The 15,002-nt window shown below is 39.4% G+C and carries 17 protein-coding genes; 7 read left to right on the top strand and 10 right to left on the bottom strand.

All coding sequences use genetic code 11. From position 1 onward, the window contains the following. Positions 1-26 precede the first annotated feature (26 nt). Positions 27-842, bottom strand: a complete 816-nt coding sequence (locus tag FKV42_RS03560; RefSeq protein WP_154808875.1) for a sensor histidine kinase — start codon at positions 840-842, stop codon at positions 27-29. A 199-nt stretch (positions 843-1,041) separates the two neighbouring features. Between FKV42_RS03560 and FKV42_RS03555 the strand changes: the two genes are divergently transcribed. From FKV42_RS03555 to FKV42_RS03530, 6 genes are all read left to right on the top strand, one after another. Next, positions 1,042-1,305 carry a hypothetical protein gene (locus FKV42_RS03555; RefSeq protein WP_154808874.1) on the top strand — a complete coding sequence of 88 codons (264 nt, stop codon included), beginning with the start codon at positions 1,042-1,044 and terminating at the stop codon, positions 1,303-1,305. Between the two features lie 217 nt (positions 1,306-1,522). Further along, entirely contained in the window at positions 1,523-1,702 is a 180-nt protein-coding gene (locus FKV42_RS03550) for a hypothetical protein (protein WP_154808873.1), read from the top strand. 431 nt (positions 1,703-2,133) lie between these two features. After that, the gene (locus tag FKV42_RS03545) at positions 2,134-2,556 is read left to right on the top strand and encodes a hypothetical protein (protein WP_154808872.1); all 423 of its coding nucleotides are present in this window, start codon (positions 2,134-2,136) and stop codon (positions 2,554-2,556) included. A 68-nt stretch (positions 2,557-2,624) separates the two neighbouring features. After that, the gene (locus FKV42_RS03540) at positions 2,625-2,933 is read left to right on the top strand and encodes a cobalamin B12-binding domain-containing protein (protein WP_154808871.1); all 309 of its coding nucleotides are present in this window, start codon (positions 2,625-2,627) and stop codon (positions 2,931-2,933) included. Positions 2,934-3,279: 346 nt separating this feature from the next. Further along, a complete protein-coding gene (gene acnA / locus FKV42_RS03535; RefSeq protein ID WP_154808870.1) occupies positions 3,280-6,063 on the top strand; it encodes an aconitate hydratase AcnA in 2,784 nt (927 codons plus the stop codon). 173 nt (positions 6,064-6,236) lie between these two features. Beyond that, positions 6,237-7,334 carry a citrate/2-methylcitrate synthase gene (locus tag FKV42_RS03530; RefSeq protein ID WP_154808869.1) on the top strand — a complete coding sequence of 366 codons (1,098 nt, stop codon included), beginning with the start codon at positions 6,237-6,239 and terminating at the stop codon, positions 7,332-7,334. Here the strand turns inward: FKV42_RS03530 and FKV42_RS03525 are convergent. Beyond that, positions 7,309-7,779 carry an SRPBCC domain-containing protein gene (locus tag FKV42_RS03525; RefSeq protein ID WP_154808868.1) on the bottom strand — a complete coding sequence of 157 codons (471 nt, stop codon included), beginning with the start codon at positions 7,777-7,779 and terminating at the stop codon, positions 7,309-7,311. The two genes, FKV42_RS03530 and FKV42_RS03525, sit on opposite strands and share 26 nt — an antisense overlap. A 348-nt stretch (positions 7,780-8,127) precedes the next feature. On the opposite strand from FKV42_RS03525, the gene FKV42_RS03520 reads away from it, so the two are divergent. Further along, positions 8,128-8,334: a hypothetical protein gene (locus tag FKV42_RS03520; protein ID WP_154808867.1), complete on the top strand. Its 207-nt coding sequence runs from the start codon at positions 8,128-8,130 to the stop codon at positions 8,332-8,334. Between the two features lie 32 nt (positions 8,335-8,366). Here FKV42_RS03520 and FKV42_RS03515 read toward each other — a convergent pair whose 3' ends face one another. The 8 genes from FKV42_RS03515 to FKV42_RS03480 all read right to left on the bottom strand — a co-directional run bounded on the left by FKV42_RS03515 (position 8,367) and on the right by FKV42_RS03480 (position 14,704). Beyond that, a complete protein-coding gene (locus tag FKV42_RS03515) occupies positions 8,367-8,771 on the bottom strand; it encodes a molybdopterin dinucleotide binding domain-containing protein (protein ID WP_154808866.1) in 405 nt (134 codons plus the stop codon). Then, complete coding sequence (locus FKV42_RS03510; RefSeq protein ID WP_154808865.1) at positions 8,771-10,021, bottom strand: formylmethanofuran dehydrogenase subunit B; 1,251 nt, start codon at positions 10,019-10,021, stop codon at positions 8,771-8,773. Before FKV42_RS03510 ends, FKV42_RS03515 begins: the two co-directional genes overlap by 1 nt. A 36-nt stretch (positions 10,022-10,057) precedes the next feature. Further along, complete coding sequence (locus FKV42_RS03505) at positions 10,058-10,519, bottom strand: (Fe-S)-binding protein (protein ID WP_154808864.1); 462 nt, start codon at positions 10,517-10,519, stop codon at positions 10,058-10,060. Positions 10,520-10,581: 62 nt separating this feature from the next. After that, positions 10,582-10,860, bottom strand: coding sequence for a ferredoxin-thioredoxin reductase catalytic domain-containing protein (locus tag FKV42_RS03500; RefSeq protein ID WP_154808863.1), 279 nt, complete (start codon positions 10,858-10,860; stop codon positions 10,582-10,584). Between the two features lie 341 nt (positions 10,861-11,201). Continuing rightward, on the bottom strand, positions 11,202-11,540 hold the full coding sequence (locus FKV42_RS03495; RefSeq protein WP_154808862.1) for a cupin domain-containing protein: 339 nt from the start codon (positions 11,538-11,540) through the stop codon (positions 11,202-11,204). Between the two features lie 71 nt (positions 11,541-11,611). Continuing rightward, positions 11,612-13,231, bottom strand: coding sequence for a hydroxylamine reductase (gene hcp, locus FKV42_RS03490; protein WP_154808861.1), 1,620 nt, complete (start codon positions 13,229-13,231; stop codon positions 11,612-11,614). A 337-nt stretch (positions 13,232-13,568) separates the two neighbouring features. Then, a complete protein-coding gene (locus FKV42_RS03485) occupies positions 13,569-14,153 on the bottom strand; it encodes a winged helix-turn-helix transcriptional regulator (RefSeq protein ID WP_196214041.1) in 585 nt (194 codons plus the stop codon). A gap of 140 nt (positions 14,154-14,293) precedes the next feature. Then, the gene (locus FKV42_RS03480) at positions 14,294-14,704 is read right to left on the bottom strand and encodes a peptidase domain-containing protein (protein WP_196214040.1); all 411 of its coding nucleotides are present in this window, start codon (positions 14,702-14,704) and stop codon (positions 14,294-14,296) included. Between the last annotated feature and the right edge of the window lie 298 nt (positions 14,705-15,002).

The following is a 15,002-nucleotide window of genomic DNA, read 5'->3' as shown; positions in this document are numbered from 1 at the left end:
AGAAATACACTGTAAAAAGGTGTTCATTAAACATTGCTTAAACTTAAAGGAAGCTCCACATAAAATACAGACCCTTTACCAGGCTCACTTTCAACCCATACGTTTCCCTGATGCATCAACACAAGATCCTGAACAATACTCAAACCAAGACCTGTTCCTTTATAGCCCGTTTCCTCCACATTACCAAGCTGCTCGAAGGGATGAAATATCTTTTCCAGATCATCTGGTTCTATTCCGGGACCGGTGTCCGATACTCTCAACAACATCTTATCAGCAGAGAGCTTTTCAGCCACAATAGTTACAGATCCCTTTTCAGGAGTGAACTTAATTGCATTGCTTGCCAGATTGAAAAGTATCTGCTTGATTTTGAGTCTGTCAGCGTTCAGTGAACCAATATCTGTGTCTACTTTGTAAGAAATAGCTATACACTTCTTTTTTGCAAGAGCTACAATTATGGAGTTTACCTCACCAATGAGGTCCTGCAACTCAAATTCCTCAATATTCAATTCAACCTTGCCGGATTCAATTTTTGCCAGGTCAAGCAACTGGTTTATGAGATGCAGAAGATGTGTTCCACTTTTGGATATGCTGTCAACATAATCTTTTTGTATTTCATTTAACTCACCGGTCATATCATCAAAAAGCATATCAGAAAAACCAATAATTGAATTGAGGGGCGTGCGTAGTTCATGACTCATGTCAACAAGAAATTTGCCCATTGTATTTCTGGCCCGTTCTGCCTCATTCTTTGCTTTCAGGAGATCATTCTCAAGTTTAATACAAGCTTCGATTTCACAGTCGGTATTCTTCCATCCCCTGCACGGAAAGTTTTTTTCATTCATCGATGTCAACCTTTTGAATAGCTATAAATTAAACCGGACGAACTAAATATGCAAAACTTGCAAAACAGTCTGAACATGATAGTATAAAGAGTGATAGTGTTACACATTAATAAATCTATGTGTGGTTGAATCCATAAAAATAGCATTTTCTTTTAATCATCAGAATCCTTTAATACTCATGAATTCAATTAGTTAGGGTATGACCGAGAACAAGAAAGATGAAGCTAAATTAACAGAAGATACGGAAGCAAATAATTCCTCAAGACTGTTACTTGAAAATACATTCTACAAATCATTCGATGCTGAAGCTCCTTCAACACCGGGTTTTAAAATTGAATTTACACAACACAAATCTGCAGGCCTGCAAAGTGCATCTGACATGTGGATTGATAAGAACAGACTCTTTGAAGGTGTAAGAGACCAGAAAGACATTGATAAACTCAGGAAGATGTCAGGTCTTTAAACGTATCTGAAACTTATCTTAAACCCGTCTTTCCCTTTTTCATAATAATCTGGTTTTGCAGAGGGAAAAATTTTCAATTTCCTTCACCTCTTATGCTGGCATAAGTATATCAAGCCAGCTTGATTTATAGGCAAGCATATTTTTTGACAAGGTATTTATACAACGCGATAATACCTTATTATATACTCAACTAAATGACTCTAAAGAGGTTAAAAATATGGCACCATGGGAATATGATATCAAAGCTGTTCGCTACGGTGAGTGGGACAGCACAAAGGAAGACTTGAACAGGATCGGCATAGAAGGTTGGGAGCTTATCCGCTTCTCAGATGATGTCGATGACAATGGAATGATTAAAGCATTCTTTAAAAGGCCTGTTGACTGCCTTGAAGTCTAATCCTTTTCTTTCTTTTATTCTGCAATTGATGTCATAAATTTAACTTGTTTTATTGATGTATCTGCTAACAGGATTTTACAGCTATTAAGCAGGTTCTTGAAATATCACAACATTCACGGCAATATTCATTGGATAGACCTAAAATTTTGTTATTTTTTCTGTAATTTTCCCATTTTCGCGACTAGCACTCTCACCTTACACACATTACCTATTCAAACTGAGCCCACAAACATTACAAACTTATGGGTTTACTGATAGCATTATTGAGAATGTTTATGATGTTTTGTATACAATACTGAAAAATATGCAAATTGTGTCGAAGGACTTATTGCAAAATATTTAAATATGATAACAACGGTAATGAGCTTCTGCCTGAGGATAAATATAAATATACCTCTAGACAGCATAAATAAAACAGGTAGAAAGATATAATGACGGAAACTGTTACAAATTTGAACACAATACATGTCCCGGAGGGCTACAGCCTCAAGAGGATACAGTTCTATTTCTGGTTAGGAATGTTTTCTGCTGTATTCCTGAGGTTGATAATAATTGCAGATTATTACAACGGGATATTGTCAAAAGCTCTGTTCTACCTGGGAGTAATTGGATATCTGATATTCTTCGCACACAGATATCACGTTGCAACACGCAGGGTTGGAGTTTTAAGAAATCTTGAACTGCTCAGTAAGATAGAGAATAGAACTTCTTTAACTGAAGAGGATTACCGCGGATTACAGTATATTATGTGGAGCCTTTCAGTTTCAAAGGAACGAATGAATTACCTGGTAATCTTTGCCTTCTCGGTAATAGCAATTGTATTATCATTGGCACTTGACCTGGGTATTGTTTGAAGAACAAAGAAAAATATCAGAAAAATGACCTCATAAAACGAAAAACACCAAACAACAAGGTGATATATATGAACCCAACAAAGGAAGAGATCTTTGACAAGGCAAAGCATGCTGTAATGGATCTCGATGAAATTGCCGTCGAAAAGATAGCCTATGAAGCCCTGGAAGCAGGAGTTAGTCCGGTAGAACTAATAGAACTCGGGTTTGTGGAAGGCATGAAAGCCGTGGGAGATCTTTTTGAGGAAGGCAAATCACAGCTTGCAGAAATATTTGAAGCTTCACACATTGTAGAGTCAGGTATCAATGTACTCAGACCTGCAATTATGGGTTCCAAAAATAATGTATGCCTCTTTGGCAACCTGGTTGTCGGGATGTGAGCGCATTTTACACCAATTGTTTTGTTCCTGACAAAACAATCCCTCCTTCTTTTTCTCCTCCGTTTTTAAATTATTAATCAAAATTGTTAACAAATTACAGGCCATCTGCTATTTGAAAAAATTAAATATGACTTATGAATCAGGCAAAGTTATTTATTCCAATGCAGGTTTTTATACTCTAGTTTGATAGTCCTGCAAACAAGTTTCAAAAAGTTTACAGATGCAGCGACCTACAATGCATAGGACTTCCACTAAAACATACTACTATATCATCATCCGGAATCAACACCGGTTTTAACTTTGCAGATAATCGCTTAACTAAAATTACATTTGAATAGGTGACATTATGAAATGTGATGATCTTAAAGATCCTTTTGAATCCAAACAAACTATTACTATTGCTAACAAAGAGGTAACATTCTATAGCTTAAAAAAGCTTGAAGAGGCAGGTATTGCCGACATTTCCAAATTACCTTACTCAATCAGAGTACTGCTTGAAGATATTCTGAGAAACGTTGATGGAAAAGTTATCACAGAAGATGACGTCAAAAATCTTGCAAGCTGGAGTCCAAAAGGAGTGCTTGCAGTTGACATCCCGTTCATTCCTTCAAGGGTTTTAATGCAGGACTTTACAGGTGTTCCTGCAGTAGTAGACATCGCAGCCATAAGATCTGCCATGGAAAGATTGGGAGGAGATCCTTCAGCAATAAATCCAGTCATTCCTGCAAATCTTGTTATCGATCACTCAATTCAGGTAGACTATTACGGTACATCATATGCACGTAACTGCAATGAGAAATATGAGTTCCACCGCAACAAGGAAAGATATGAACTGCTTCACTGGGCACAGAATGCTTTTGATAACCTGAAGGTTGTTCCACCTGCAAGCGGTATTATCCACCAGGTCAACCTTGAGTACCTTGCGTCTGTTGTTCATTTAAATGAAAAATGTGGCGAACTTGTTGCATACCCTGATACACTTGTAGGTACAGACTCCCACACTACCATGATCAACGGACTTGGCGTGCTTGGTTGGGGAGTCGGTGGTATTGAGGCTGAAGCTGTAATGCTCGGACAGCCATACTATATGCCAATACCTGAAGTTGTCGGATTCAAGCTCACCGGAGAACTCAGGGAAGGCGTTTCAGCCACTGACCTTGTACTCACAGTTGTACAGATGCTCAGGGAACATGGAGTTGTCGGAAAGTTCGTGGAATTCTACGGACCGGGATACAAGGCTATCGAACTCACAGAAAGAGCTGTACTTGCGAACATGGCTCCGGAATACGGTGCAACTATGGGATTCTGCCCTGTAGATGAAGTAACTCTTGAATACATGACCATGACAGGTAGAAGTGAAGAACAGGTTGACCTTGTCAGACAGTATTGTAAAGAACAGGGACTTTTCCTTGAAAATGAAGCACCTGAACCTGAATTCACATCTACACTTGAACTTGATATCAGCACTGTAGAACCGTCACTTGCAGGACCTAAAAGACCACAGGACCGCATACCAATTCCAGAAATGTCAAGGGCATTCCACCAGACAATGAAAGAAGTGTTCGCTGCAAAGAGCGGAAAGGAAGCATGCGAAACAGACCCTGATTACGGACGCTGGCTGAACGAAGGCGGCTATAGTGTTTCCGAGATCACACATCCACATCATACTGGCATTACAAAGATAAAATGTGCAGACGACGTTGTTGCTGTAACACATGGTTCAGTTGTTATTGCCTCCATCACATCATGTACTAACACATCCAGCCCGGCACTTATGATAGGTGCAGGACTGGTTGCTAAAAAGGCTGTTGAGAAAGGACTTAAGGTCAAACCATTTGTCAAGACAAGCCTTGCACCTGGTTCCCGTGTAGTTACTGACTACCTTGAAAAAGCCGATCTTATGCCATACCTTGATGCACTGGGATTCCATCTTGTCGGTTACGGATGTCTCACATGCATTGGTAACAGTGGCCCCTTAAGAGAAGCAGTTTCAAAGGAAATAGAAGACAAAGACCTTACCGTTGCAGCCGTACTCAGTGGTAACAGGAACTTTGAAGGCAGAATTAACTCCCAGATCAAAGCAAACTATCTTGCATCCCCAATGCTTGTTGTAGCATATGCACTTGCAGGAACAGTTGACATTGACCTCGTAAATGAGCCAATCGCCTGTGATCCGAACGGACACCCTGTTTACCTGAAAGATATCTGGCCAGGAAAAGAAGAACTTAATGAATGTATCCTCAATGCAGTCACACCTGAGATGTTCAAAGAAGAATACTCCAATGTGTATGAAGGAACAGAACTCTGGAGAAAACTTGATGCACCAAAAGGTCTGCTCTATGATTGGGATGCAGACTCCACATATATACAGGAACCACCTTTCTTCAAGGATTTCCCACTGGAAGTAGAGGAACTTGCTGATATTAAAGGTGCAAAAGCCCTGGCATATGTCGGAGACAGTATTACCACTGATCACATTTCACCTGCGGGCTCAATCCCGGCATCATATCCTGCAGGCCAGTACCTTATTGCAAAGGGTGTAGATGAAAAGAACTTCAACTCATATGGTTCCAGGCGTGGTAACCACGAAGTAATGATGAGAGGAACTTTTGGAAATGTACGTCTTAAGAACAAACTTGTCGGAAGCAAGGAAGGCTCATGGACAATGTACATTCCTGAAGAAAAGGAAATGCCGATCTATGATGCTGCAATGAAATATATGGATCAGAAGATTCCATTGATAGTTGTGGCAGGAAAAGAATACGGCACAGGAAGTTCACGTGACTGGGCAGCAAAAGGAACCCAGCTTCTTGGAATTAAAGCTGTTATTGCAGAATCATTTGAAAGGATACACCGCAGCAACCTTGTAGGTATGGGTGTACTGCCACTTCAGTTTAAGAGTGGTGAATCTGCTGAAACCATTGGACTTACCGGGAAAGAGACATATGATATAACCGGGATTGAAGGACTCAAACCATTTGGAGAACTTACAGTCATAGCAAAGTCAGATGATGGTAAGGAAAAGAATTTCAAAGTAGATGTCCGTCTTAACTCAGAAATTGAGATCGAATACTATATGAATGGAGGAATTCTTCATAAATTCCTCAGAGACAGAGTAAAGGGTGAATAAAAATTCACCCCTATCCTTGTTTTGATAATTTTGCTTGATATAACTAATGATTTTATAAATCGCTTTGAATTCAAGCAAACTTTAATATATGGATAATTGGAAGGTATTAGTACATATTTTTTCATTGAACATATTCTATCAAAACTTACATTTTACCTATCGGGGATTTTTAAATGAAAGAGATGAAAAAAGGCCTGGAAGGCGTAGTAGCTTTGGATACCAAAATTTCCTATATTGATGGTATCCAGGGAATCCTGAAATATAGGGGTATCAATATAGAGGATCTGGCTGATCTCTCTTATGATGCTGTTTCCTATCTGCTCATCACTGGAAAGATGCCCGATGAAGCAGAATTATCTGAATATTCCCGGATGCTTGTAGCAAATCGGGGCATTAATGGAAAGCTTATCGAAGTGCTTAAGCATTTTGAGTTTGGCGTAGAAGCACTGGATGGCCTTCGAACCGCCATATCCTGTACAGCACATTTTGATGAAGAGAACAATCAGCATACTCCTGAAGCAAACAAGAATAAAGCCATAAAACTTGTTGCTGAATTCCCAACAATCGTTGCAGCCCTGCACAGAGCCAGTTATGGTGATGAACCTATCAAACCCATGGATAACCTTTCCCATGGAGCAAATTTCCTTTACATGCTAAGTGGAAAAATTCCTACTGATTTGGAAGCTGAAGCAATGGAAAAGGATCTCATACTCAGTGCTGAGCATGAACTTAACCCTTCCACATTCTCATTAAGAATAGCTTCATCAACACTATCAGACATGTATTCCGCAGTCATATGCGGTCTTTGCACACTGAAAGGACCACTCCATGGTGGTGCCAGAAAAGGTGTAATGGATATGCTTGATGAAATAGGCAGCATTGAGAACGCAAGGGATTATGCACTTGGAAAACTTGAACGCAAGGAAAAGATCATGGGATTTGGTCACCGCGTGTATAAAACGCTCGACCCAAGAGCAAGGATATACAAGGATGTTGCCAGAAGACTTGCCGAAGAAAATGGTGACACATCATGGTTCGACATGGCAGAAGAACTTGAACATATTCTCTACCATGAATTTGTAGAGATTAAAGGAAAGCCAATTTATCCAAACGTGGATTTCTATTCTGCAGTGGTATACAAATATCTTGATATTCCTGCCGAACTTGCAACTTCCATTTTTGCAATGGGAAGGGTTTCAGGCTGGATTGCACACTGCATGGAACAATACTCAGATAACAGAGTTATCAGGCCAAGGGCGCACACTGTGTAAGCCCCTGTCTGTTTCTTTTTTCACATTCATTTTTAAGACTTGCATTCATTTTCTCAAAACCTGCACGGGTTTTTTCACCCACCACATATAGAATCAGAGGAGCAAGTATACCTTTGAATCTTTCACACTGAATTAACCTTGTACGGTCATTTTCAAGTTCTTCAAGCCTGAAAGCATGTTCTCCGTCAAAGATGCCTTTGACCCAGAGATTACCTTTCCACCTGAATTCATTAACTGGTTCCAGTTTAGTAATAACCGGAGTTATATCTAATCCTTTTGTCCCGGGTGGCTGGAGATGAACATCAAGCTTAGAACCAATCTCAAGTTCACCTCTTATTTTAGTTATAAAAGGATTCCACATTTCAAAATTGTCAAAATCTGTCAGGAGGTCCCAGACCTCATTGATAGGAGTTTCAATTACTATATCAGTACATATCTTATGCATTGTGAGGATAACCTCCGATAAAAGGGACAAAATAAGAATAAAATAATAGATTGTTCACACTAATTACCTGTATTAATTATCAACCGTTTTGGCGCCAATGAAATATATAATTTTAGATGATATGGAAATCTGCTGCATAATTTACAATATCACCTACGTAATAAAAAGGAGCAAATATGGAATTTAGTTGTAAACATTTTATAGTCGCCTATGTCCGCTATTAGCACACATGATTTAAAAGCCTTGCTATGTTTTGCGTATTTGAATTAAAAATCAATGCCTGCAATCTCAACTTTTTTATACGCAAAGATTCATTGAATGGATAATTAAAGTAAAAAGGTAGTGAACATGAGTCAAACACAAAAACATGGGGTTCCGGCACTATTATCTTTCTTTATCCCTGGACTTGGACAGTTAATAAAAGGAGAACTATTCAAAGCAATTGGTATATGGGTCGTGCTTGGAATCTGCTTTTTACTGCAAATCATCCTGATAGGTTACTTAATAGGATTTATCGTATGGGTCTGGCAGATCTACGACGCATACAATAATTAGTGTGATTTACAGAAAGATCAGGATTTCAGAAATCAGAATATCTCACTGATTCCGGTAGCCTTTTCTCCCTTGGCACCCTGAACTGTGACCTCGAAATCCTTGAATTTCGGAACTCCGGTGCCTCCTGTCTCATCCGGTACAAGGGAATTTGACCATGGACTGTTTACCATGTAAGCAATACCTGCATGTGACTCTTCATAGTCCGATTTCCTGGCTGCGACAACAACTTTTCCGAAGCTGTTTTTAACAATCACAGTCTCTCCGTCTTTGATAGCAAGTTTTGCAATGTCCTTCTGGTCAAGTTTAATGACAGCAGAAGAATTCTCATATTCCTCTCCAAAACGAGAGGTTTCCTGTGCAGTATTCTGGAACACATCTCTGTATGTAACAACCTTCAGTTTAATTTCAGGTGCTGCAAGGAATTGTCCAAATCCCATCAGATCGCCTCCATGATTTTCCTGAGAATCTCAGCATCGGGGAGATTTTCAGTTTCGAGTATCTTCTTAAGCTCAACCTCAACACCATCCATGCGAACGGCAGTTCCACCAGACTCCACACCTCCAAGAGCACAGGGAATAGTTACCTTTGCCTTTGAAGATGTGAGGTTCCTGCATGGGTCAATAGTAATCAATGGAATCTCTGCAAGATATCGCGAAACTGATAATGGAAGACTTGACAGTGGATCTGAGCCTATAATCAGTGCAGCATCAACGGTTTTATTCCTGAGGGCTTCAACAACGGAAAACTCAGGACCATGTTCTGCAACACCTGTTTCCGAGTTAAATTTCACACGGTTGATGTATCCGGTTTCCTCGTAAAGATTCTGGTTAAAACCTCGCATATTATATTGTCCAACCATTGGCATGAGATTGAAATCAGAAACTTCGTTTAATTTGTCCATTAATCTGAATAATGGGTTGAGGTCTTCAAGAGAATATATGAGTCCAAGTCCGACACAGATTACACCGAACTTTGCCTTTTTCAGCACATTTGCAAGTTCAAGTATTCTCTTTGCATCAAATCCGAATGATGTCTTTGGAACCTTACTGGAGAGAGCACTTACCAGTGCGTCCATAAACTCTGCATCTCCACCCACTGGTATCTGGTAGAAACGGTTATCTCCACAAATAACTGCCGTCTCGGATTTCCTGACATCAACACAAATAGCTGTTCTGTCCTCTTCCCACCCTCTCTGACGTTCCTTGCCTCTTGGGAAATATGAATATCGTGAAAGATGACGTGGATGTGAATTTGAAGGGTCTGCACCCCAGAACATAATTACATCAGCTTTGTGTCTGATATCATCCAATGTGCATGTTTTGAGTTTATCCTGAAGTATTGCCTCTATTACCGGACCCTGGCAGAAGGAGGAAGTATCATCAAGATATGCACCAATCTTTTTTGCAAGACCGATTGACATTTTCTGAGCTTGCGAACTTGAGTTTCCATGTCCGAAAATCAAAGGTTTGTCTGCGTTCCTAAGAATCTCAGCAGCTTTTGCAATTGCAGAATCTACATCTGTTTTTTCACCATCAATAGTACATTCCAGATGGTCACTGCAGCCTTTCATGCGTGCAACGCCCTTGCGACATGCAGCATGAACAGTCTTTACTTTACTATTTTCTGTTTCAACTTCTATGTCATCACAGAGAAGTGCACATCCCGTACAAACATAATATTCACTCAAATCATCACCACACTCTAAAATAAGAAGAATAAGAGTTCATACGAACTCAATGGCCTTTGTAGGACATGTATCTATGCAGGCAACACAGAGAATCCGGTTCTCACCAAAACGGCGGCATTCCTTAACATTGCGGGCTTTAACAACACCATCTTCAACCTTAAAGATTACTTTCTCAGATGTCGGCGCTTTTCCACTACCTGCACCCAGCGGGTCATTAGCAACATTAACAGGACATGCGACAACACAATTACCGCATCCTATACATTTGTCCTCATGAACTATGAGACCTGTATCGGTTACGCCACTTACAGGAGCTATCATTTCAGAGAGCTTCTCATAACCTGCCTTATACTTAGCATCGTTTACAAGTGGAGGACAATCATCCACACTGACCTTACGTGCCAGCAGATCAACGGCAAATGCCATGCATGTACTTTTTCCACATTCCTTACAGTTAGTTTTTGGAAGCAACTGATATATTTCCATTACATTTGCCATTTTATCTCCGCCCATTTATGCTGAGTAGAATTATTGATCAGATTTTATTGTTATTAAAAATATCAGACTTTGAAGAACAAAGAACAGTGGCAATTACCTTCATTCTCTATTTCCTCTTCATGATAAACACATGGACAGATAATCTTACGGTCTTCTTCCTCATCACCGGTTCTAAGACGGCATGGACAATACTGCTTCCCATGTTCATGTTTATTTTTAGAAAGACCTTCGATTACCATCATCAGCATTTCTTCATCAGGGTTTAGAATAAAACCCTTTTTCTTTGCATATTTTGATGCCCATTCATGCGTTTTTTCCATTATTGGTGCTAGATCTGTCATTGATAATCTCCGATAAAGTCAATTACAGTATGATTGGTATATTCAGGATATCATTATTTAACGCCTTCGACTAAATGGAATCTACAGTTGCTCAATAGATTTTTAATTAGAAGTATAGGATTAAAACACTATATTATAAACAAAGATATAAAAAAATGTAAAACAACCTTTGTTTTTCACAGTGTGGAAAGAAAATAAATCAAACTGTATTTCCTAAGCCTGATTAAGTACGCCGGACAGTCACATTCCATGAACATTGTCAGGCTATCCAAATAATGAATGCTTTCAGGAGAAGAACAGAAAAAAGAAAAGGATACCGGGAAATCTTAAAATTGTCCGGTTTACATCATTTTTGTCTGTTCAGTCTGACGTGGTACTTTTACCACAAGGAAACGAAACAGACTATCGCTTTCATTCATAAGCCTGTGAGGGATCTTTGCAGGACTGTCTATCAACATATCCTTTGTGATAGTCTGCTGCTCATCACCAATCTCTACTATGCCCTCACCTTCTAGCACATAGAAAAATACATCAACAGGTGTTGAATGCTTTTTAAGAGCTTCTCCTGGTTTGAGCTGCATGTGCATAACTTGAGCGTGTTCAGTATCATAGAGCTTATGAACTGTGACTCCATGAGGGTTTTCTTTCTTTTCTGCATTGCTGTAGCTTGTTATTTTCATGAATACACTTCCTAAAGTAAAATGGAAATAAGGACTTAGTTATAATATTCCTAGAAACTGCTATTAAAAATTTAAATGAGGGTCTTAAGATCCTCATCTACTGTTGTGTTAGGCATGATGTTGAAGTTCTCAACCAGCACATTCAGGACATTTGGTGAGACAAATGCCGGAAGTTTCGGACCAAGCATGATGTTCTTGACACCAAGGCTTAGCAGTGCCAGCAGTACAAGACATGCTTTCTGCTCATACCATGCAATATTATATGCAACCGGCAGGTCGTTAATATCCTCTATACCAAAAGCCTCTGCTAGAGCCTGTGCAATAACAACAAGTGAATATGAATCATTACACTGACCTGCATCAATTACTCTTGGAATTCCGCCAATATTTCCTAGATCAAGCTTGTTGTAGCGGTATTTTGCACAGCCTGCTGTAAGGATTACAGTATCATCCGGCAGTGCTTCTGCAAAGTCTGTGTAGTAGCTTCTCTCCTTGTGCCTTCCGTCACAGCCTGCCATTACAACGAACTTCTTAATCTGGCCGCCTTTTACAGCCTCAATTATCTTGTCGGCAACGGAAAGTGCCGATACATGAGCAAAACCACCCATGATGGTGCCTTCCTCAAGCTGCTGCGGTGGCTGGCATGTCTTTGCCTGCTCAATGATGGTAGAGAAATCCTTTCCTCCGTCTTCATTGGCAATGATATGAGTTACACCATCAAAGCCGACAATTCCGGTGGTGTAGATCCTATTGATGTATGACTCTTTAGGAGGAACGATACAGTTGGTGGTCATAAGTATCGGACCATTAAACTTGTCGAACTCTTCTTTCTGTCTCCACCATGAACCTCCATAGTTACCCACGAAGTTATCATATTTCTTAAAGGCAGGATAGGAGTTTGCAGGAAGCATTTCACCGTGGGTGTAAACATCAACACCTGTACCTCTTGTTTGATCAAGGAGCTGTTCCAGATCATGCAAGTCGTGTCCGCTTATGAGGATCCCCGGATTGCTACCTACACCAATGTTAACTGCAGTAGGCTCTGGGTTTCCGTAGGTTGTAGTGTTTGCCTTATCAAGCAGAGCGAGTGTATTAACACCAACTGAACCACATTCCAGTACCAGTGAAATGAGTTCATCAACACCCATGCCATCATCCAATGTAGCAAGAAGTGCCTTTTCAATAAATGACATGATGTTGTCATCTTTGTATCCAAGAACATTTGCATGGTGTGCATAGGCTGCCATGCCTTTGAGACCATACATCAAAAGTTCCCTGAGAGAGCGAATATCTTCATTTTCCGTTGCCAGAACACTGGTGTTGATATTGGCCAGTGTTTCAGGTTTGACCTTTGCCATGACAGTCAGGTCATCACCAGCATTTGGAGCAGCACCTGGGAGTTTCTCCTTGATCCCATCTTTTATTTCAAATCCTTCTTTGATTAATCTTTCAATATCAGCTTTATTAAAATTGGTATTTGTGATGGTTGCAAACAACCCGTCAAGAATGAACTCATCAATCTTTGCATCATTAAGGTTGTTTGCTCTTGCCTTTGAGTTGTAGAATGCAATACTTTTCAGGACAAAGATAAGATCATCCTGAAGGTCAGCAACCTCTCCTTTTTTTCCACATACACCGTTCTTTGTACAGCCGGTACCATTCATAGTTTCTTCACATTGATAACAGAACATATTATTCCCCATGCTTCCTAATGCTAGGATCTTTCTGACATAGTATATTTAATATACTGATATATTAGGGATACTTGCATATAAGAAAGACAGTTCCCAGTTGGATACTGCATAAGAAATATTCTCATAAACTGATATGAGGCAAAATATTGCAATAACTAAAAATGCGTTCCATAACCAGTGGTGCCACTCTTCATTCCCATACATATACCCATATAAAGTTGGAACTTGAGCTTTATAAATTTATCTTGAATAAAACGGGTGTGAACAGAACTGTAATAGAAGTGATAAAATTGACAGAAAATAGAGAAAGTTACATAGCTATAAACAATTGCTTTTACCTTATCATCTCAAACAACGGAACCTCATCCGGGTGGTAGCCTTCCCTTAAAAAGTAATTCTTAAACCTGCCATTGGTTTCAACTTCAAGACAATCTATATTTTCAAGTGTTTTTATATGGAAACTCACCGACCCTTTGGAAAGCCCAAGCTCCTTACAAAGTTCCATATTAGTTATTCCCGGATTATCATATATTGTTCGGCAGACTTTCTTGCAGGTTGCACCTGGCAGATGAACTTCAATACCTTTGTGATTTTTATTCCACAAAGCGCTCTCATTTTTGAACAGGCTCAGATGGTTTCCGATCCTGAACATGAGAATCTTGCCTGCATCCTTAAGATTAGTCACATGATACCTTACAGTTCCACGCTTGATACCCAGATCCGTCTCTATCGCATTGACTGTGCTGCCGGGATTTTGTTCAATAAAATCAAGTATTTTCTGGCGATTCTCGTTATTGGGATCTTTTTTAGCCCATGCTGTGAGAATAGCAACGAGCTTCCATCCAAGGCCAAAAACAATTGTACCTATTGTTATAATTTTGAAGTATAGTGGAATATCCCAGAATGAGTCTTCACTCATCCACCCTTGAGTATATGTGGAATCAGTTATTTCGTCTGAAGTATATGTTCTGAATGCTGAAGAAATCGAGCAGGAACATATGACTAAAAAAAAGGAAATGAGTAAGATTGTATATTTTTTCATGATATTGAAAAAGAACTCTAAATAGAATAATCTTCTGTTCCTATAACATGATAGCCATAAACTTTGCATCTCCACGTCCCTACTTCTGGAGTATTATCTAGAAGTAAATTGATCCTGCCATTATTGGAACCATCAGCAGAGTCATAGTATGGACCATAACTGTTCCCACTTGGGTCATATACATATAATTGTAATGAATCCGTAGTATCTCCCCAATTTAGATCAACGATCATAGCAGAATTTGAAGAACTAACATATGTTGTATGCCAATTCACTTCTCCCTGTGTAATTGTAGTGGTTACTGATTTTATTCCAATTGTCTCATTGGAACCTGATGAGACTGCATCGATTGCTGTTTCAGATGATTTTGCACCTGCTGCTGAAACGCAGAGCAAGAATACAAGAAATGCTATTACTATTCTTTTCATGATTGTACTCCTACTAGCTTTCACTAGTTATTCAAAAAGATAAAAAATAGTACTATATAACTTTTCTAGCCATTGATTAAACTAAAAAAAAGTAACTTTAATGATAATTTTTATCATGAAGTGTTTGGATGTAAAGTAGAATGAGAAAATGAGAGGACATAAGAATGTCCTCTACCCACTCCCCAACTTCCGCGCAGATTTGTGCTGATTGGGTTCAAACAATTCAAAGAAGGAAGAATTATAATAAAACCATTATGGCCATCGTTTAAACTGAAATCTTTTGAATAAATACACCAAC

The sequence above is a fragment of the Methanolobus vulcani genome, from assembly GCF_006546655.1.
GTDB classification, from domain to species: Archaea; Halobacteriota; Methanosarcinia; order Methanosarcinales; family Methanosarcinaceae; genus Methanolobus; species Methanolobus vulcani_A.
Note: the sequence above shows the minus strand (reverse complement) of the source record. Positions and strands in the feature narration are given on the sequence as shown.

Coding starts and splice junctions, on each gene's coding strand:
- FKV42_RS03560 (WP_154808875.1), bottom strand. CDS start 842: ATGAATGAAAAAAACTTTCCGTGCAGGGGATGGAAGAATACCGACTGT.
- FKV42_RS03555 (WP_154808874.1), top strand. CDS start 1,042: ATGACCGAGAACAAGAAAGATGAAGCTAAATTAACAGAAGATACGGAA.
- FKV42_RS03550 (WP_154808873.1), top strand. CDS start 1,523: ATGGCACCATGGGAATATGATATCAAAGCTGTTCGCTACGGTGAGTGG.
- FKV42_RS03545 (WP_154808872.1), top strand. CDS start 2,134: ATGACGGAAACTGTTACAAATTTGAACACAATACATGTCCCGGAGGGC.
- FKV42_RS03540 (WP_154808871.1), top strand. CDS start 2,625: ATGAACCCAACAAAGGAAGAGATCTTTGACAAGGCAAAGCATGCTGTA.
- acnA (WP_154808870.1), top strand. CDS start 3,280: ATGAAATGTGATGATCTTAAAGATCCTTTTGAATCCAAACAAACTATT.
- FKV42_RS03530 (WP_154808869.1), top strand. CDS start 6,237: ATGAAAGAGATGAAAAAAGGCCTGGAAGGCGTAGTAGCTTTGGATACC.
- FKV42_RS03525 (WP_154808868.1), bottom strand. CDS start 7,779: ATGCATAAGATATGTACTGATATAGTAATTGAAACTCCTATCAATGAG.
- FKV42_RS03520 (WP_154808867.1), top strand. CDS start 8,128: ATGAGTCAAACACAAAAACATGGGGTTCCGGCACTATTATCTTTCTTT.
- FKV42_RS03515 (WP_154808866.1), bottom strand. CDS start 8,771: ATGGGATTTGGACAATTCCTTGCAGCACCTGAAATTAAACTGAAGGTT.
- FKV42_RS03505 (WP_154808864.1), bottom strand. CDS start 10,519: ATGGCAAATGTAATGGAAATATATCAGTTGCTTCCAAAAACTAACTGT.
- FKV42_RS03500 (WP_154808863.1), bottom strand. CDS start 10,860: ATGACAGATCTAGCACCAATAATGGAAAAAACGCATGAATGGGCATCA.
- FKV42_RS03495 (WP_154808862.1), bottom strand. CDS start 11,540: ATGAAAATAACAAGCTACAGCAATGCAGAAAAGAAAGAAAACCCTCAT.
- hcp (WP_154808861.1), bottom strand. CDS start 13,231: ATGTTCTGTTATCAATGTGAAGAAACTATGAATGGTACCGGCTGTACA.
- FKV42_RS03485 (WP_196214041.1), bottom strand. CDS start 14,153: ATGAGTGAAGACTCATTCTGGGATATTCCACTATACTTCAAAATTATA.
- FKV42_RS03480 (WP_196214040.1), bottom strand. CDS start 14,704: ATGAAAAGAATAGTAATAGCATTTCTTGTATTCTTGCTCTGCGTTTCA.